Here is a 17464-nt window from a genome sequence, read left to right on the forward strand (position 1 = left end):
ATATATGATTCCGCACTCTCATAGTCATTTACTTCTTTATAAAGAAGTGCTGTTAAATTATAACAGTCAGCTGTCCTTGCCCAATCATGAAGATTAAGATATAGTTCTTTTGCTTTTAAAGAATATTTCAGTGCACTTGTATATTCATAAAGATAAAATAAAGATAACGCAACATTATAGGTCAAACGAGCCTTTAACATTGAATCGTTAGTCAATGTTATTGTTTTACGAAAATTATGAATGCTTTCTTCGTAATTCTTTTTAATGTAATGAATTAAGCCGGTTACATAAAAGTACTTTTCACGTATTTCGGCACTAAGCATGTATACCTGACTTGGATCCACATAATTAACTACTTTATTCTTGTAGAGCTGATCGGCATCCTCAATTCGGTTTGCATTGATTAAATCAAGAATTCGCAGCAAGCTGAAATATAGTTCTTGATTTAAGGAAGGGATAAATTCAAACTTCGATTCATTTTCATGATAGAAGCTCTCAATCTGTGCCAGCTCGCCCCCTTCAATAATTCTTTGATATTCTTTTAGCAGAACAGCTAGGTCCGGATCATCAATATGTATGTCTTCAAAGTATGTGTACGGGACAGCCAATCGATCTGCTAGTAAGTATAGTATATCCTGAGAAGGTACAAATCGACCACCCTCAATATTGCTGAAATGTGAAGTGGAGATGATTCCATGACCTACTTGGTCCTGAGATTTTTCACTTCTTTTCCTCATTTCTTTTAATCTTTTGCCGATATGCAAACATTCCATCCCCTTGTTAAGGTTTATCCCGAATCTATCTCTATTATTATGTTTTTTATATTTTTTGCTTTCGGTTTGCTTCTGGCTTTGCTAGAATTCTATTACAAAAAGTGAGAATTTTCAATAATTTCCAGATTTATTTGTATAAATTCACATCTTTTGTATCATTTTTTACCCATTTAACAAAAGAAATCCAATGTACAAAGAATTCTATTCTTTTATCGGAATAAGTCTTAACAAGTTTACAAGAATGGCTATATTTACCTAGGCTGTTTTATAAATCACTTGGCATACTTGCTTGTCTCTCTACGTGAACGTTCCAAGTAATAATCGTCGTACTGTCTCTCACATGATGCTCCTGAATGTCACAGAGCATCTTCCTTACGGCTTCATCAGCTGATATCTCCATTAAAGCATGATAGATTGATTCCGATTCAGCATAAGGTTCCCCAGGGCATTCTGTCAGTCCATCGGTGGTTAAAAAAATCTGATTGCTGCCTGTTCTTAATTCACGTGTTCCTCTAGTAAAACAGGGCACAGGCTGGTCAAAGGTGTTCACTTGTCCAATCCATTCATAAAATTGCCGCTCATTCAGTAAATATTGACCCAAGTCTGCTAGTTCTGGATGCAGAAGATAAAACATGCAGTCTCCCACTGATAGCCACCAAACATAGTTTTCTTTTCTTACCACGAATAAGCAGGCGGTTTCCCCTTTCACTTCTCGGCATGCTTGTATAAAACCACGACTTTGAAGAACCGTTAATATGTGCTCCTCTATTTGTTTGAGTGCAACGGGGCTTGGCTGGGAAAGGATAGTTTCCACGTTCATTTGTTCTTTTTGAAAGCGATCGACAATAAGTACTGCACTATCTGCTGAATAATGCGCATCAAGTACCACCGCAAACTCCCACTCTTGTTGTTCATCCGCCCAAACGATACAGCCATCTTCATTTTTGTATGAACCAGCAGCTGAATTTCCGCCAAACCGCCCCACTGTTACCTGATTCACCTGTACGACACTTACCTCATCCACAAAAGGATGTTCGCTTCCAACCCAGCCTAATTTATTCATGCTGATGATCCTCCAAATAAGATTTTATACGTATGCTGAGACTTTGAATATCTGCCGTATTACCTACTGGTGCTTCACTCCATTCGTATACTTCCAATGCACCCCAATATTCTTTAGGTGTTCCTGGATAACGAGGAATTAGATGCATATGCAGATGAGAAACAGAATTTCCTGAAACCAGTGAATAGATATGCTCTGCTCCTTCAGAATTGACGAGAGCCCGGCTGACTCTTGCCATAATGGCGCCAAATGCCTGTGCTTCTGCTAGATTCATATCTCCAATTAGCCTAGCATGACGTTTTAAATCAATCATTATGTGCCCTAAATATCCAGGTTCTCCATTATGATCAATATGCCCAACATATACGTAATCATCTTCATAGATAACTGGCCCTGCCGTCTCTATTTTTCCCACATGCTTAGTACAGATAAAACAGTCTTCCATTTTATATTCCCCCTAACTCGTTTTCAAAGATTATAGTATGAAAAGTAATAAAATGGTATTTTTTTATTTTTATCTATACTAAGTCTATTTACGAGATTTGGTAAAGGAACGGTAGATTTCTCCAATAATCCCCTGTAATTGATGAATCCCTATATCTGTATTTGTCATGACGACTAGTCCAGTTTTTAAAGAAGGAAATGCCGCCATCATACATTGAGAACCAACACCCCAGCCTAATGATGAAATTTCAATTTCTCGGTCTGTGCAGCCGTTTAAAAACAAACCAAGGCCTGTCCATGTTTTACCTTGCGGGGTAATCATTTCTTTTGCCTTACTTGATGAAAGTCCAATCCTACTCTTTCCTTGAACTGAATTCATTAATTCGATAATCAGAAGTGCCAGATCTGAGGGTGTACTCAAAAGCCCCGCTGCTGCTGGATAAGGATAGATCGGATATTTCGCTTCCACTACTTCGCCATTTTTGTTATGCCCACATGAAATATTTTCTCTTTCTAATGGTAAATTAAATGTGCTCTGGTTCATTCTCAAAGGGCTAAATATGCGCTCTTTCATTACAACATTGAATGGTTTACCAGTCACATCTTCTATCAACTGCTGAATGATACAAAACCCTGCATCTGAATAGTGAAATTCGCTGCCTGGCTCAACCTGTACTTCAATAGGTTCCGTACAATAAGATGTTCTTCCTTCCAACAGTTCAACCATTGAGGGAGCATTAATCGAAGTAAGTTCAGGAAAACTCCCTTTAGGGTCAATCAGGCCGGATTGATGACTAAGTAAATGACGCAGCGTTACTTTATTATTTTTTGTTCGTTCATTATCAGGAATTTCCCACGATGAAAGCCTCACGTTTACGTCTTCATCCAACGCCAAAATCCCTTGTTCTATTAGAGTCATAGCCAAAACAGATGTTAAAAACTTACTAATGGAACAAGCATTAAACAGGGAACGATGTTTCACCTGTCTATTCGTTCCTGTTTCTAGTAGACCATAGGATGCTGATGTACTGATTTGACCATTATCAATAACTGCAAGACTTAAACCGGTTACATGATAATACTTCATACGTTCGTTCATATTTATATTTTTCAGATCAACGCCCCCCATTTGTAATATTATACCATCTATACGAATGTAAGTTTTTATAAAGAATAACCTAAAACAAAAAAGACATGGAGGTTACACCATGTCTTTTTTGGATTATCTTTTGCTCTATTTGATAATAAATTCTCTTAACGTTATTTCTAATTCATTAATTAATTCGTTTACGTTTTGCGTATATTGAGCTAGTTCGTTAGATGATGCCGCTTGCTCCTCCATCGAGGATGCAATTTCTTCTGAGGCTGCTGTTGTTTGTTGAGACACGGCTGTTATTTCTTCAATCATAGCGATGACCGTTTTCTTCTGTTCATTCAGCATGCCGATTGTTTTTGTCTCTTTGTTTATGGAATGCGATATCTGTATGACTGAAGTCTCGAGCTCTATCATCGAGTCTCTTACCGTAAGGACGGCACTCTTTTGATCCAGACTAATTTGGTTGGTTTCGTTCGTTGTTTTTAACAGGTTCTCTGTATCTGATAGAATGCTATTAATAGTGTTTTGAATATCAATAGTAGCTTTCTTGGAATCATCAGCAAGCGTTCGTACTTCATTTGCGACGACAGCAAATCCTTTTCCATGTTCTCCGGCTCTTGCTGCCTCAATCGATGCATTAAGAGATAATAGATTAGTCTGCTCAGCAATTTGCGAAATGGCATGTGTAACATTTGAAATTGTTTTCGACTTTTCAACCAGACTTGTACTCATATGCGTAACAGACTTGAAGGCCGCTTCTAATTTTTGATAAGAGGTTTCTAGTCTGTCGACTTGTTCTTTGCCTGTTTCTAATTTTCTAGAAGCTGAATGTAACACGGATTGAGTTTGATTAGATTGCTCCCTTAACTCATCCATTTCGTTACTAAGTTCGCGGATGGCACTTGCTCCTTGCTCGACATGTTCTGATTGATTGGCTGCCCCTATAGCTATTTCTTCAATTGAACGTGATACCTCTGAAATCGCCGTACTGCTCTCAGCAGCAATAACGCTTAATCCACTGGTTGCATTTGTTACAGACTGTGTATTATCATTGACCTTTTCAATGAGTCCTCTCAATCTGCTTAGCATGGCATTATAACTCACCGATAGGTCGCCAAATTCATCATTTGCTTGATAGTGATATTCTGTCACTAAATCACCACTCGCCGTTTTTCCTATCACGCCTTCTAGGTTAGCAATGATTTTTCTTAAAACGTTGGCTAAGAATAGAGCACACAACACGCCAAATAGTAAGCCAAATACTTCAGAAAGTATCGCAGCTCGGCTAATTTCATTTAATTTAGAAGCAGCGATTTCGTCAGAGGTAAACGATAACACTTTCCAATTCAATTCTGGCACGCTATTGACCTGACCGGTATACTCTTTACCTGCCCATTTCAATGGCTGTGAAGTAATACTCTTCCCTTCATACATCTTCGTTACCCAATCAAACTGTGAAGAAAATTGTTTCGAATCTGTTAGTAAGTCTTCAACACCTTCGACCGTCCCGCTATTTTTAGGGTTGATATTCTTTCCGTCCATCCCCTCCATAAAGGATGAAACAATAAACCCTTGTGAATCGAGAATGATTAGCTGACTGTTTGAATGGTCTTCGATATCCTTTCTCGTTTTCCCTATAGCGGACAGGTCAACATCATATCCTAAAGCACCTACCATTTTTCCATCTATTAGGACAGGTGTTACAACAGCTGTCATGATTTGTTGTGACAATTCGTCCTTATATACATCCATCCATTTGGTTTCTGGCTTCTCTGTTAGTGTTTTATATGTTAAAGTCTCTCGAGCATCTTTGTTAAAGTTCAACTTTGGATACGACATTAAGCTTCCGTCACGGCCATCCATATAATATGCGGAGATAATATTTTTATTATTTTTTTGAACGGATTCTAGTATGTCAGTCAAACGTTCTTTGGACGTAGAATCTGTTTCACTTGTGACCATTTGTGCTGCTAGTTCAAGGGAATTCTCATAATTCTTTAAATCTATGTTTATCTGAGATGTTGCACTTTTGGCATAACTCCTATTAGCTGTTATATTATCTGATTCAAATATAGATGAAACCTTGATATATACAGATGTGACAGAGGCCATCAGCACGAGCAGAACTATAATACTAATTAAGAACATCCACTTCAGGCGAATGGATACCCTCTTTTTTCTCTTTTCCTTATTGTTTCTTTTTAACTTTTCCAATGGCACTTTCTCCTTATTTTCTAATATGTAAAACCGTCGTTTCATAGTGTACTAATTACTATCGGTAAATAACGTTAAATTTACAGTATTTTTTACTTATTATTGGTAAATCAAAAAAAGGATCTTCAGAGAAGACCCTTCACATTACTCATTTATGACCGGATTGCCGGAATTTTAATTTTCACGGTAAACTATTCATTATCTTTATTATCTGCCGGATCTTATTTATGAAGGACAAATGGGTGATGAATTAACATACAAAGAGACCTGATTCTTCTTAGAATTAGGTCTCTTTGTATGTTAAAAAAATTTGTCTGATAATTTTTGTTTCTATCAATATCTCTCTCCTTTATTCTGTATGTGTAAATAAATACACAGGAGGAAGTTTAATGAAAGATCGACAATTAATAAAAATTTCGATTACTATAGTGATTCTTTTTACATTATGCCTGTTCCCTAGCCTTTACAATCAAGCAAGTGCCAAATCCCCTGTCCCTAAAATTACTAAGCATTCATATAAAGGAATCAGTTCATTAAAATATCCACAAGTATCTGGAATAAACAAAAAGACAGCGAGTAAGATTAATTCCACACTAAAAAAAGCGGCTGAAAAATCACATAAATCTTATCTTCAATTAAAAAAGCAGAAAAAGCCGTATCCAAAAAAGAATTATGTAAAAAAACGCCTAAATGCAGCTATTCATATAACACTCTATTTCAAGTAAAATATAACGCAAACGGAAAACTTAGTCTTTATTATTCCGATTACGCGTATACGGGCGGAAAGTCGGGTAAAACCCATGTGACCATGTATAATTTTGACCTAGTAACGGGTAAGCATTATAAAATTAAAGATATTCTTAAAACATCGTGTACGTATAAAAAAGTACAAAAATATGCGTTTGCCTATCTTAGTACACATAAACCCTACTCCGATACTGTCTTAAAAATAAGCGACGTTACCGTTAACAAAAACACTCAGTTCTCATTTTACAAGGGCGGAATTTACTTAGTCTATCAAGAATATGGAACGCAATATGATGATGGAACTCCATTTATAAAAATTCCAAAGTCAGTGTATCAATGAATTAACGAAAAAAAGCTGTCGAGAGTTTAGTTTCTCGACAGCTTTTTCTTACGTTTTTTTACGCTTTTACGGTTGGTTCATCTATAGCTTCAGTAGCATGTTTAATTTCATATTCAAGTTGAGAAATCATTTTTTGTTTTGTTTCATCAGACCAGTTAAAGTAAGCTTGCATAAAGTCGATGACTTTATCCTTATAACTTCTCACTGTGTCAATATCAAATAACAAAGCTCCTGTTCTTCTATATAAGAAGTCGACTGGAGTTGCTGTCATTTCGTGATCAAGTGCATATTGAAGTTTGGCCATTAATACAATTGGCAGGCCATATTGCTCTGCATTTTTTCTAATTGTATCTAAATTGTCAAAAATGGTTGGAACATTTGATCCATAACGAGTAGCTAATTGTTCAGCTTCTTTTTGTGTCAACGATAGCGACTGGCCTTTTTCAATCTGTTTTTGAACATAGCTTTCAAATTGCTTAGAGCCGCCCACATTACCACCTGAAATTGGAAGATGTTTTGTTTGACAATTTGTGTATTTAATATTTTTTTCTTGTTCGAATTTCTTGGCAACTAAATCAACGATCGTTTCTGCCATTTTTCTGTATCCTGTTAATTTACCACCTGCAATGGTAATTAATCCTGACTCTGATTCCCAAATTTCATCTTTACGGGAGATTTCAGAAGGATCTTTTCCATCTTCTAAAATAAGCGGACGAACACCAGCCCAGCTAGACTCAATATCACTTTCTGTAACCTTCACAGTTGGGAACATATAGTTAATTGATTTAAGCACATACTCACGGTCACTGCTTGTAATATTCGGACTAACCGCATCTTCATCGAAGAACGTATCGGTTGTTCCAACATAAACCTTCTCTTCACGAGGAATGGCAAATACCATTCTGCCATCCGGTGTATCAAAATAAACAGCTTGCTTCAGCGGGAATCTGGACTGATCAATAACTAGATGCACACCTTTTGTTAATTGTAGTGCTTTTCCCTTTTTAGAATTATCAATTTCACGTATTTTATCTACCCAAGGACCTGTTGCATTGACAATTTTATCTGCATAAATCTCATGTTTTTCACCTGTTAATTGGTCATTAATTAAGACACCTACTACTTTTCCATTTTCATAAAGTAGATTTTCAACTTTTGAATAATTAAGTGCTTTTGCGCCTAATTCAACAGCTGTCTTCATAACTTCAATCGTAAGGCGGGCATCATCGGTACGGTATTCTACATAATACCCTCCACCTTGAAGGCCCTCGTTCTTCACTAGCGGCTCCTTAGTCAACGTTTCTTGTTGAGACAACATTTTTCTACGTTCACTTTTTTTAACGCCTGCAAGGAAATCGTAAACTCTCAACCCTATATTTGTACTGAAACTACCAAATGTTCCCCCTTTATGGAAAGGCAATAGCATCCATTGAGGTGTTGTAACATGCGGCCCATTTTCATAAACGATTTCTCGTTCTTTACCTACTTCAGCAACCATTTTAATTTCAAATTGTTTTAAATAACGTAACCCTCCGTGAACGAGCTTCGTTGATCGACTAGACGTTCCAGCTGCAAAATCCTGCATTTCTACTACAGCCGTCTTCATTCCCCTGACTGTAGCATCCAGCGTGATACCTGCTCCCGTGATTCCTCCGCCAATTACCAATAAATCTAATTTATCTTTCTTTAAAGAAGTAATAAGTTCACTACGATTTTTATTTGAAAAGTTCATAATTATTTCCCTCCATTTTGGCAGAAATCAATAAAAGAGACCACAAATCAACATTATCAATGATGATAATGTGTTTCGTGGTCTCTCCATGTCTCCTACCGACTTTATTAACTTGAGTTTAGTATACCAGAAATCGCTGATAAATAAAAATCCCTAGCCTCGAGAATAAAAAATTATTTAAAAGCCATAGTTGCATGAACAGCTTTTTTCCATCCTTTATAAAGCGATTCCCGTTGTTCTTCTTCCATTTGCGGCTCGTAAGAACGTTCGATCGCCCATTGTGAAGCAATGTCTTCTCTGCTTTCCCAATAGCCTACTGCAAGTCCTGCTAAATAAGCTGCACCCAGTGCCGTAGTTTCATTAATAACAGGTCTTTCTACAGGCACGTTTAAAATATCTCCTTGGAACTGCATAAGAAAATCATTTTTAACAGCCCCGCCGTCAACGCGTAAAGTCTTTAATTCGATTCCTGAGTCTGCTTCCATGGCTGATAACACATCTTTTGCTTGATATGCTATTGATTCTAACGTTGCACGGATAAAATGTTCTTTTGTTGTACCACGAGTTAATCCAAATACGGATCCACGCACATCACTGTCCCAATAAGGAGTTCCAAGACCGACAAAAGCAGGTACCACATATACACCATCGGTTGTATCAACTTTGTCGGCATAACTCTGACTATCTGCAGCTGATTTAACCATTCTCATTCCATCTCGCAGCCATTGAATTGCTGAACCAGCAACAAATATACTGCCTTCAAGCGCATATTCTACTTTCCCGTCTATACCCCAAGCCAATGTTGTTAATAGACCATTTTCAGAACGGATCGCTTTTTCACCCGTATTCATCAGCATGAAGCACCCTGTACCATAGGTGTTCTTGGCCATTCCTTCTGTAAAGCACGCTTGGCCAAACAAGGCTGCCTGCTGATCTCCTGCTGCCCCGGCAATCGGAATTTCTTTACCAAAGAAATGATACGAAACGGTGTGTGCATAGATTTCAGAAGATGGACGGACTTCAGGAAGCATTGATTTAGGTACTGTTAAAATTTCTAGAAGTTCGTCATCCCATTTTAATTCATGGATATTATACATCAGCGTTCGGGATGCATTCGAATAATCCGTAACATGCGCCTTGCCGCCAGACATTTTCCAGATTAACCACGTATCAATTGTCCCAAACAGAAGTTTCCCTTGATCCGCTTTTTCCCTGGCGCCTTCAACATTATCAAGAATCCATTTCACCTTTGTGCCGGAAAAATATGCATCGATAAGCAAACCTGTTTTATCTCTTATGGTATCGCTATATCCTTTTTCTTTTAATTCGTCACAAATTCCACTCGTTTGTCTTGATTGCCACACAATTGCATTATATACCGGATTTCCTGTTTCTTTATCCCATACCACTGCTGTTTCCCGTTGATTCGTAATACCAATTCCAGCAATTTGTTCTGGTTTAATCGTAGATGAAGATAGAAGCTCAGCTATAACTGCCAACACAGAGCCCCAAATTTCATTTGCATTATGTTCAACCCAGCCCGGCTTTGGAAAGTATTGAGTAAATTCACGCTGTGCAGTATGAACGATTTCACCTTTTTTATTAAAAAGAATAGCCCGTGTACTCGTTGTTCCTTGATCCAATGATAAAATATACGTCTCCATTTGCTTTCCCCTTTTCTTTACTCGTATTTTAATTAGACAGCAATTTTTGAACTATCCATTTCACTTTGTTTCTTTTCCCCAAGAACGTACGCTAGGACTAATACGACTATATTCGCAACTAGTACTACCCAAAATGATGTAGAAATGGTTCCACTGAACATATATTTATAGAATACCGCTCCTAAAGAACCGCCTAAAATCGGTCCGACTACCGGAATCCAAGCATATCCCCAGTTCGAAGGACCCTTGCCTGGAATCGGTAATAAGAAGTGAGCAATACGCGGACCAAGGTCACGTGCAGGATTAATGGCATACCCCGTTGTTCCGCCAAGTGACATCCCAATCGCTATAATTAATAAACCAACCGCAAAAGGATTTAATCCTTTAGTAAATTCATTCGCTCCAATATACAATAATCCTAGAACCAACATAAATGTACCAAGCATTTCACTTAATAAATTCGAAAATGTGTGCGGTATAGCTGGGCTTGTCGCAAAGACACCAAGCTTTGTTCCTTGATCATCCGTAGCCTTCCAATGCGGCAGATACTGCAGGAAGACAAGTGCTGCTCCGATAATCGCCCCTATCATTTGGGCCAGAATGTAACCGGGTACATCTCCCCAAGCAAACGAACCATTAAGCGCCAATCCAATCGTAACAGCTGGATTTAAATGCGCACCACTAATTGAACCCACTGCAAATACCCCTAGTGTTACGGCAAGACCCCATGCAATGGTGATGACAATCCATCCTGAATCTTTCGCGTACGATTTCGTCAGCGACGTACCCGCTCCTACCCCTGCACCAAAAACAATTAATATCATCGTACCAATTACCTCGCCCCAAAATGGTGACATGGTCAACACACCCCTTAAGTTTTATGTTCCTTACAAATAAAATGATGAGATAGACAAAAAAAATTCACACAGAATAATCCTCTATAGAGGCAGTACTGTGTGAATCTCCTTATCTCCGTCACATTTCATTAACTTAATTTGAATTATACAAGCCTATGAAAACGCTGTCAAGAAAAAGACGCAGTATTTATATTAAACTTTCATTTTTTAAAAAAACAGCCTTATTCTTCATATAATCTCCATAATTCTTGTTTAGAAGTCGTAATTGCAGAAGCACCTGCCTGAAGGGCATTATTTACCTCATCAGAAGTTCGTATTAACCCACCGGCCAGAATAGGCGTATTCAATCGTTCCTTCACTTCTTTAATCATCCACGGCATCGCGCCTGGGAGTACCTCTATATAATCCGGTTTCGTTCTTTCCACAAGTTTATACGTTTTTTCAACTGCATGTGAATCAATTAAAAACATCCGTTGAATGGCCACTACTCCTTTTTGTTTTGCTTTTAAAATGACACTTGCCTTTGTTGAAATCAATCCGTAGGGTTTGTATTCCTGACAAATATACTCCGTTGCATACTCATCATTCTTTATTCCTTGAATTAAATCGACATGATAAATAATCTTCTTCCCGCTGCTTTCCGTCATCCGTTTAACATTTTTCATCTGTGAAATATGTAAATCCAAGAAAACACCAATTTCATAAGAGCTGACTAAAAACTTTTCAAAATCTTTCATATTTGTAAAAGCAGGTAATATTTTTTGGTTCATTTTTTCCTCCTAGAACGTTAATAACCTATAGGTAGTTATCGAATTCAACTTAATAGTACCATACACCTATCTGTTCATAGTATACACAACTCTTCCAACAAAAAAAGAAAGAGCGTATTCATTCATACACTCTTTCTTCATTCTTAGTTAGCGCCTTCTATATTCCATTTAAACGTTTCATGGTGGAAGCCAAACACTTTAGGCTCTCCATTGGTTACTTTCTTGGATACGGCCGAAAAATCAAAATCAGAGAACAGGGTGATAATCGGCATATCTTCTTCCCATATTTCCTGTACTTCATCATATAATTTTTTTCGCTTCTCAGGATCAGCCTCGGATTTTCCTTTATTCAACAGTTCATCACTTTTAGGATTATCGTAACTCATGAAATTATAAGCGCCTGTTTTCGTATATAGAGAAGATACATCAGGATCCAATGTAAACGTGAACCCCATAAGCAAGGCATCAAATTCTCCCGCCTTGCCCTTTGCCATCAAAGTCGGGAAATCAAAGGTGGTCATTTTAACCTTTACACCTGCATCTTTTAAGTTCTGTGTAATGATATCAGCAGCTTGTTCACGTACTTTATTTCCTGTTGGTACAATAAAGTTAAGTTCCTTTTCGAAATCCCACCCTGCTTCCTCAAGCGCTTTTTTCGCTGCTGCCGGATCATAAGTAATCGTTTTGAGATCTTTATTCAAGTATGGGTTGATGGTTGTATACGGCCCATCAATCACCTCGCCATACCCTTTAAGCAATTTATCAACGATTTGTTGTCGATCGACAGCTTGAGCAAACGCTTTTCTAATTTTCGGATCTTTAATCGTCTCCGTATTAAACATCATTGATTGGAAACCAAACGTATTTTCCGTCTTTGTTTTAACGGTTTCAATTTTTTCAACCGTTTCATAATCAGTCGGTACGATTTTCCCTATGCCTCCTGCAACATTCATGTGAAGTTCACCTGTTTGAAGCTGCGCGACTAGATTGGCAGCAGGCATTACTTTTATGAATAGTTTACTAAGTTCTACTTTTCCTTGGTAGTAATCCGGATTTTGTTTAAATTCAACATATTGATCTTTCTTATATTGGACAAATTGGTAAGCACCGTTTGTTACTGTTGGATTCTGCATAAATGGATCTTGAGACAACTTAGCCGGCTCAATTTTCTCAAGTGCATGCTTCGGAAGAATCATAAATTTTGTTCCAAGCTGTTCTTTGATCATATTTGGGTCAACAGGAGTTTTTGTTTTAAATTCAATTTTCTTTTCATCAATAATTTTCACAGATGGAATTTCTTTGTCTCCCCCCTGAAGCTTTCCATTTTCATCTAATCCTTGAAACATGGAAATATAACCCCCGACTACGGTTTCAACCACAGGATTAGCCACTAGATTAAAAGTGAAGGCAACGTCATCGGCTGTGACCGGTTTACCATCAGACCATTTCGCATTTTTATTCAGCGTAATCGTATACGTTTGATTGTCAGTCGTCTCAAATGATTCTGCAAGCTTCGGCGCAAATTCCTGTGGACCAGTCATTTCCAAAAAGGAATCAAACATAAATTTTTCTGCGAATTGTGAAGCAACATCCGATGAGTTAATTGGATTAAATAGGATAGGCGGATTCACCATTCCCAGAAACATCGTTTTATCCTTTTCACCTGTTGTTGACGCCTTTTCACCGCTGTCCTTACTACAGGCGGTCAAAAAGATCATGGCTGCAAGGAACAGCATACTGGTGATTTTTGTTAGTTTCCCCATTTTGATTTCCCCCTATTTCTCTATTTTATTTTATACTTCTCGGATCCATTGCATCTCTAAGGCCGTCACCCATAAAATTTATCGAAAGAACTGCCAGTAAAATTAACATACCAGGCGGTACCCATAACCATGGCTGATTCGCTAGTACAGAGAGTGATTGTGCCTCCGTTAAGATATTTCCCCAGCTGGCTGTTGGAGGTTGGACACCAAGACCTAAAAAGCTTAGGGAAGCCTCCAATATGATAGCCGAGGCAATACCGAACGTTGCATTCACAAGAATCGGTGCCAGACAGTTCGGCAGGATATGCCGAAAAATAATTTTAGGTGTTGAATACCCTAATGCCACACCTGCCATGACATAATCCATTTCTTTTATTGAAAGAACGCTCCCTCTAACAATCCTAGCCACAGCCGGCCAGCCGAGTAAACCAATCACTAGAATGATGTTGGTTAATGAAGGGCCCATAATGCTAACGAGAACAAGTATGACCATTAAATAAGGAAATGACATGAATACATCGGTGACTCTCATAATCAGCATGTCTATCCATTTTCCAAAGTATCCTGCCACGGCACCCAGTATCGTGCCAATGGTTACATAGATAGCTACTGCCCCTATACCTACGGATAGTGAGACTCTAGAGCCATAAATAAGTCGGCTTAAAAGATCCCGTCCGACTTGGTCTGTACCAAGAAGGTGCGCAGAAGATGGACTTGCTGCGAAGTCACCGGTTATTCGAGTTGGACTGCTAGGTGCAATCCACGGAGCAAAAATGGCCATGAATGCAATGAGAACAAACACGATCAGCCCCAAAACTGCAAGCTTATGTTTAATAAAACGTTTAGTAATCAGTGATAGATAGCTTTCTTCCTTGCCGAGATCTTCAATGATGTTTAAAGGGATTTCAGGTAAGGGCTTTTTATTTCCAAGCTTTGTACTCGCCATCGACATTACGCCCTCTCCTTTCCATTAATTGTATTTAATCCGAGGGTCCGCCACTGAATACAACATATCTGCAATCAGATTGGAAAGCAGTACGGCAATAGCAGCCATTAAATTAATCGCCATTAGCGTCGGATAATCTCGTGAACCAATTGACTGAATCGTCAGCTGACCAAGACCAGGCCATTGAAAAATCTGTTCAGTGACAACCGCACCGCCGATTAACATCGGTATATCTACACCTATGACTGTAATAATCGGAATCAAGGCATTTTTGAGAGCATGCTTATTGACCACAAAAAACTCTTTTAGTCCCTTTGACCTTGCCGTTCTCAAATAATCCTGTCCAAGTATTTCAAGCATACTTGAGCGAACATATCGCACCATATTTCCTGCAATGCCCGTTGCCAGTACAATTGCCGGCATAATCAAATGGGCGAGCGTATCCATCAATCCGCCCTCATTGCCAAGTGTATTCATGCCTCCAGTCGGGAAGATTTGAAAAGTAATCGCAAAAATATAGATAAGACCCAGACCTAAGAAAAAGTTAGGTATTGAGATACCGATAAAGGAAAAAGATGTAGTAAAATAATCCATCCAAGAATATTGTTTCGTTGCGCTGAGAATGCCAATGGGAATCGCGATAACATAAGCAAGTACTAACGCTGCCCCCATCAACAATAGGGTCGGTCCAATCCGGTCCACTATCATCGTTAAAACCGGTTCATACGTACTAAAGGAATAGCCAAAGTCTCCTTTTGCCAAATTGACGAGCCAGTGTACATATTGGATATGGATAGGATCATTTAACCCCAATGCTTCTTTTTTTGTTTGGATATCCGCCTCTGTCGCATAAGGATTAACTTGCATATCGACTGGATTTCCAGGTGCTAGGTTTACAATAAGAAAACTGAAGATCGTAACACCGAATAAGACTGGAATGGCGATTAGGATTCTACGTACCATATATTGAAACATCATTGTCCTCCCCTTTTCTAAAGATTGATCGATGACATTCTTTATCCATTTTAGGCAAGTGGGAAATGACATGCTACCGAACGCTTTTCTTCCGTTAGTACGGGAGATACTTGTTTGCAAACTTCTTGGGCGTATGGACAGCGAGTATGAAAACTGCAGCCGCTTGGTGGATTAGCTGGGCTTGGCACATCCCCTTTCACGACGATTCGTTCACGTCCCCGCAAGTGCGGATTAGGAATCGGGTAGGCATTTAATAAGATTTGTGTATAAGGGTGTCTTGGACTTTTAAAGATTTCTTCAGTTGTTCCTAGTTCAACGATTCTCCCCAGGTACATGACCGCAATACGATCACTAATGTACTTAACGGCTCCAAGTCCATGACCGATGAAGATATACGTTAATTGAAATTCTTTTTGAAGATCCTTAAGTAAGTTTAAGATTTGTGCCTGTATCGATACATCGAGCGCCGAGACAGGTTCATCACAGACAATTAGTTTTGGATTTAAAATAATTGCACGGGCAATACCGATTCTTTGGCGCTGACCACCGGAAAACTCATGAGGATATCGTGATTTATGCGATGGTGTTAGACCGACAATTTTCAATATATCATCTACTTTTTCTACGGCTTCCTTACGACTAATCTTTTGATGGGTCAAAAGTGGTTCAGCTAATAAATCTCCGATACGCATTCTCGGATTTAACGATGAAAAGGGATCTTGAAAAATGATTTGCATCTGTGTCCTTGTTTTTCTTAGCGCTGCATTTGATAAGTTTGATAGATTTTCTCCTTCAAAAAACACGGTTCCTTCAGTCTGTTTATCAAGCTGCACGATAGCACGGCCAGTCGTTGATTTACCACACCCCGACTCTCCAACGAGTGCCAATGTTTCACCAGGATAAACAGAAAAGTCTAGACCATCGACAGCCTTTACTGATCCAACTGTTTTAGAAATAATTCCTTTTTTTATCGGGAAATACTTCTTTAATCCTTCTACACGAAGAATAGGCTGTTGTTCCTGAAAAGAATCATGATCTTTCACCAGCACAGATGTCTCATTCATAAAACCGCCTCCTCTCGGTTTTCACTCTTTTGTTCTTCTTCATAAAGCCAGCAGCGGACCTGATGACCCATTTTTTCATCTAGTCCTTGTAATTTTGGTTTTTCTTTTAAGCACTGTTCCATTACATATGGACAACGAGTATGAAAGCGACAGCCACTCGGCATATTTTGCAGGGTAGGTACAGTTCCTGGTATCGAGGCAAGCCTTTCTTCTGATTCTGTTTCAAGGTGAGGAATGGATTTCATTAGACCCAGGGTATAGGGGTGCTTAGGTTCGTCAAATAGTGTAAAGACGTCCGCTTCCTCTACTACCTCTCCGGCATACATCACCAGAACTGTATCCGCCATTTCAGCGATCACACCTAAATCATGAGAAATAATCATGATGGCTGTATTCGATTCATCACGCAGCGTTTTCATCAGTTCAAGAATTTGTGCCTGTATGGTAACATCCAGAGCCGTGGTTGGTTCATCCGCAATTAGCAGCTTCGGCTTACAAGAGAGTGCCATAGCAATCATAACCCTTTGCCTCATTCCACCTGAAAGTTTGTGAGGGTATTCATTAATGACTTCTTCTGCCCTTGGAATCCCAACCTTTTGTAGCATTTGTATGGCATATTGTTTTGCTTCTTTTTTTGAAATCATCATGTGAAGCTGAATCATTTCAATCATTTGATTCCCAATTGTAAAAACAGGATTTAGTGATGTCATAGGCTCTTGAAAGATCATCGCGGCTTCATTGCCTCGTACGTCTCTCAATTCTGTTTCGGTCAGTTTCGTCAGGTCTTTTCCATTCAGAGAAATAGTGCCTTTTTTAATATAGCCTGTTTGACCGAGCAGCCTCATGATGGAAAGAGAGGTAACGCTTTTTCCGCAGCCGGATTCTCCGACGATGCCAATGGTTTGTCCAGCATTCAGCTGAAATGAAACATCTTCAACTGATACCACCTCGCCTTTTCCCGTTCTAAAGGCGGTTTGTAAATGTTCTACCTTCAGCAGACTTTGCGTCAAAAAGAC

15 protein-coding genes and 1 pseudogene are annotated in these 17464 nt (G+C 38.7%); 2 read left to right on the forward strand and 14 right to left on the reverse strand.

From position 1 onward, the window contains the following. From WYK_RS15055 to WYK_RS15075, 5 genes and pseudogenes are all read right to left on the reverse strand, one after another. A pseudogene (locus tag WYK_RS15055) lies at window positions 1-764 on the reverse strand (hypothetical protein); the annotation flags it as partial. 274 nt (window positions 765-1038) lie between these two features. Next, window positions 1039-1836, reverse strand: a complete 798-nt coding sequence (locus WYK_RS15060; RefSeq protein WP_040375303.1) for a protein phosphatase 2C domain-containing protein — start codon at window positions 1834-1836, stop codon at window positions 1039-1041. After that, entirely contained in the window at window positions 1829-2281 is a 453-nt protein-coding gene (locus tag WYK_RS15065; protein WP_040375304.1) for an HIT family protein, read from the reverse strand. The genes WYK_RS15060 and WYK_RS15065 overlap by 8 nt, the downstream gene beginning before the upstream one ends. 84 nt (window positions 2282-2365) lie before the next feature. After that, entirely contained in the window at window positions 2366-3379 is a 1014-nt protein-coding gene (locus WYK_RS15070; protein ID WP_235782524.1) for a serine hydrolase domain-containing protein, read from the reverse strand. A 135-nt stretch (window positions 3380-3514) separates the two neighbouring features. Beyond that, window positions 3515-5590 (reverse strand): methyl-accepting chemotaxis protein, encoded by a 2076-nt coding sequence (locus WYK_RS15075; RefSeq protein WP_040375306.1) that lies wholly within the window; start codon window positions 5588-5590, stop codon window positions 3515-3517. 389 nt (window positions 5591-5979) lie between these two features. Here WYK_RS15075 and WYK_RS15080 point away from each other — a divergent pair, with 389 nt between their 5' ends. Both WYK_RS15080 and WYK_RS26345 read left to right on the forward strand, forming a co-directional pair. Next, on the forward strand, window positions 5980-6315 hold the full coding sequence (locus WYK_RS15080; protein ID WP_040375307.1) for a hypothetical protein: 336 nt from the start codon (window positions 5980-5982) through the stop codon (window positions 6313-6315). Then, window positions 6225-6677: a polysaccharide deacetylase family protein gene (locus WYK_RS26345; protein WP_412769704.1), complete on the forward strand. Its 453-nt coding sequence runs from the start codon at window positions 6225-6227 to the stop codon at window positions 6675-6677. Before WYK_RS15080 ends, WYK_RS26345 begins: the two co-directional genes overlap by 91 nt. A gap of 58 nt (window positions 6678-6735) precedes the next feature. On the opposite strand, the gene WYK_RS15090 is transcribed toward WYK_RS26345, so the two are convergent. From WYK_RS15090 to WYK_RS15130, 9 genes are all read right to left on the reverse strand, one after another. Next, window positions 6736-8409, reverse strand: coding sequence for a glycerol-3-phosphate dehydrogenase/oxidase (locus WYK_RS15090; protein ID WP_040375309.1), 1674 nt, complete (start codon window positions 8407-8409; stop codon window positions 6736-6738). A 173-nt stretch (window positions 8410-8582) separates the two neighbouring features. Next, window positions 8583-10073: a glycerol kinase GlpK gene (glpK, locus tag WYK_RS15095; protein ID WP_040375310.1), complete on the reverse strand. Its 1491-nt coding sequence runs from the start codon at window positions 10071-10073 to the stop codon at window positions 8583-8585. Between the two features lie 32 nt (window positions 10074-10105). Then, window positions 10106-10930 carry an MIP/aquaporin family protein gene (locus tag WYK_RS15100; protein WP_040375311.1) on the reverse strand — a complete coding sequence of 275 codons (825 nt, stop codon included), beginning with the start codon at window positions 10928-10930 and terminating at the stop codon, window positions 10106-10108. Window positions 10931-11151: 221 nt separating this feature from the next. Beyond that, on the reverse strand, window positions 11152-11700 hold the full coding sequence (locus tag WYK_RS15105) for a glycerol-3-phosphate responsive antiterminator (RefSeq protein WP_040375312.1): 549 nt from the start codon (window positions 11698-11700) through the stop codon (window positions 11152-11154). A 143-nt stretch (window positions 11701-11843) separates the two neighbouring features. Continuing rightward, window positions 11844-13463 carry an ABC transporter substrate-binding protein gene (locus WYK_RS15110; RefSeq protein WP_040375313.1) on the reverse strand — a complete coding sequence of 540 codons (1620 nt, stop codon included), beginning with the start codon at window positions 13461-13463 and terminating at the stop codon, window positions 11844-11846. 25 nt (window positions 13464-13488) lie between these two features. After that, on the reverse strand, window positions 13489-14409 hold the full coding sequence (opp4C, locus tag WYK_RS15115) for an oligopeptide ABC transporter permease (RefSeq protein ID WP_407951465.1): 921 nt from the start codon (window positions 14407-14409) through the stop codon (window positions 13489-13491). Window positions 14410-14433: 24 nt separating this feature from the next. Further along, the gene (locus tag WYK_RS15120; RefSeq protein ID WP_040375315.1) at window positions 14434-15384 is read right to left on the reverse strand and encodes an ABC transporter permease; all 951 of its coding nucleotides are present in this window, start codon (window positions 15382-15384) and stop codon (window positions 14434-14436) included. A 50-nt stretch (window positions 15385-15434) separates the two neighbouring features. Then, window positions 15435-16448 (reverse strand): ABC transporter ATP-binding protein, encoded by a 1014-nt coding sequence (locus WYK_RS15125; RefSeq protein WP_051387550.1) that lies wholly within the window; start codon window positions 16446-16448, stop codon window positions 15435-15437. Next, window positions 16445-17458 carry an ABC transporter ATP-binding protein gene (locus WYK_RS15130; RefSeq protein WP_040375316.1) on the reverse strand — a complete coding sequence of 338 codons (1014 nt, stop codon included), beginning with the start codon at window positions 17456-17458 and terminating at the stop codon, window positions 16445-16447. Before WYK_RS15130 ends, WYK_RS15125 begins: the two co-directional genes overlap by 4 nt. Window positions 17459-17464: the final 6 nt, after the last annotated feature.

The organism is Peribacillus psychrosaccharolyticus ATCC 23296 (assembly GCF_000305495.1).
In the GTDB taxonomy this organism is placed as follows: Bacteria; Bacillota; Bacilli; order Bacillales; family DSM-1321; genus Peribacillus; species Peribacillus psychrosaccharolyticus.

What these genes read in the sequence shown, in the direction of transcription:
- WYK_RS15060 (WP_040375303.1), bottom strand. Translation starts at nt 1,836, where the DNA reads ATGAATAAATTAGGCTGGGTTGGAAGCGAACATCCTTTTGTGGATGAG.
- WYK_RS15065 (WP_040375304.1), bottom strand. Translation starts at nt 2,281, where the DNA reads ATGGAAGACTGTTTTATCTGTACTAAGCATGTGGGAAAAATAGAGACG.
- WYK_RS15070 (WP_235782524.1), bottom strand. Translation starts at nt 3,379, where the DNA reads ATGAACGAACGTATGAAGTATTATCATGTAACCGGTTTAAGTCTTGCA.
- WYK_RS15080 (WP_040375307.1), top strand. Translation starts at nt 5,980, where the DNA reads ATGAAAGATCGACAATTAATAAAAATTTCGATTACTATAGTGATTCTT.
- WYK_RS15090 (WP_040375309.1), bottom strand. Translation starts at nt 8,409, where the DNA reads ATGAACTTTTCAAATAAAAATCGTAGTGAACTTATTACTTCTTTAAAG.
- glpK (WP_040375310.1), bottom strand. Translation starts at nt 10,073, where the DNA reads ATGGAGACGTATATTTTATCATTGGATCAAGGAACAACGAGTACACGG.
- WYK_RS15100 (WP_040375311.1), bottom strand. Translation starts at nt 10,930, where the DNA reads ATGTCACCATTTTGGGGCGAGGTAATTGGTACGATGATATTAATTGTT.
- WYK_RS15105 (WP_040375312.1), bottom strand. Translation starts at nt 11,700, where the DNA reads ATGAACCAAAAAATATTACCTGCTTTTACAAATATGAAAGATTTTGAA.
- WYK_RS15110 (WP_040375313.1), bottom strand. Translation starts at nt 13,463, where the DNA reads ATGGGGAAACTAACAAAAATCACCAGTATGCTGTTCCTTGCAGCCATG.
- opp4C (WP_407951465.1), bottom strand. Translation starts at nt 14,409, where the DNA reads ATGGCGAGTACAAAGCTTGGAAATAAAAAGCCCTTACCTGAAATCCCT.
- WYK_RS15120 (WP_040375315.1), bottom strand. Translation starts at nt 15,384, where the DNA reads ATGTTTCAATATATGGTACGTAGAATCCTAATCGCCATTCCAGTCTTA.
- WYK_RS15125 (WP_051387550.1), bottom strand. Translation starts at nt 16,448, where the DNA reads ATGAATGAGACATCTGTGCTGGTGAAAGATCATGATTCTTTTCAGGAA.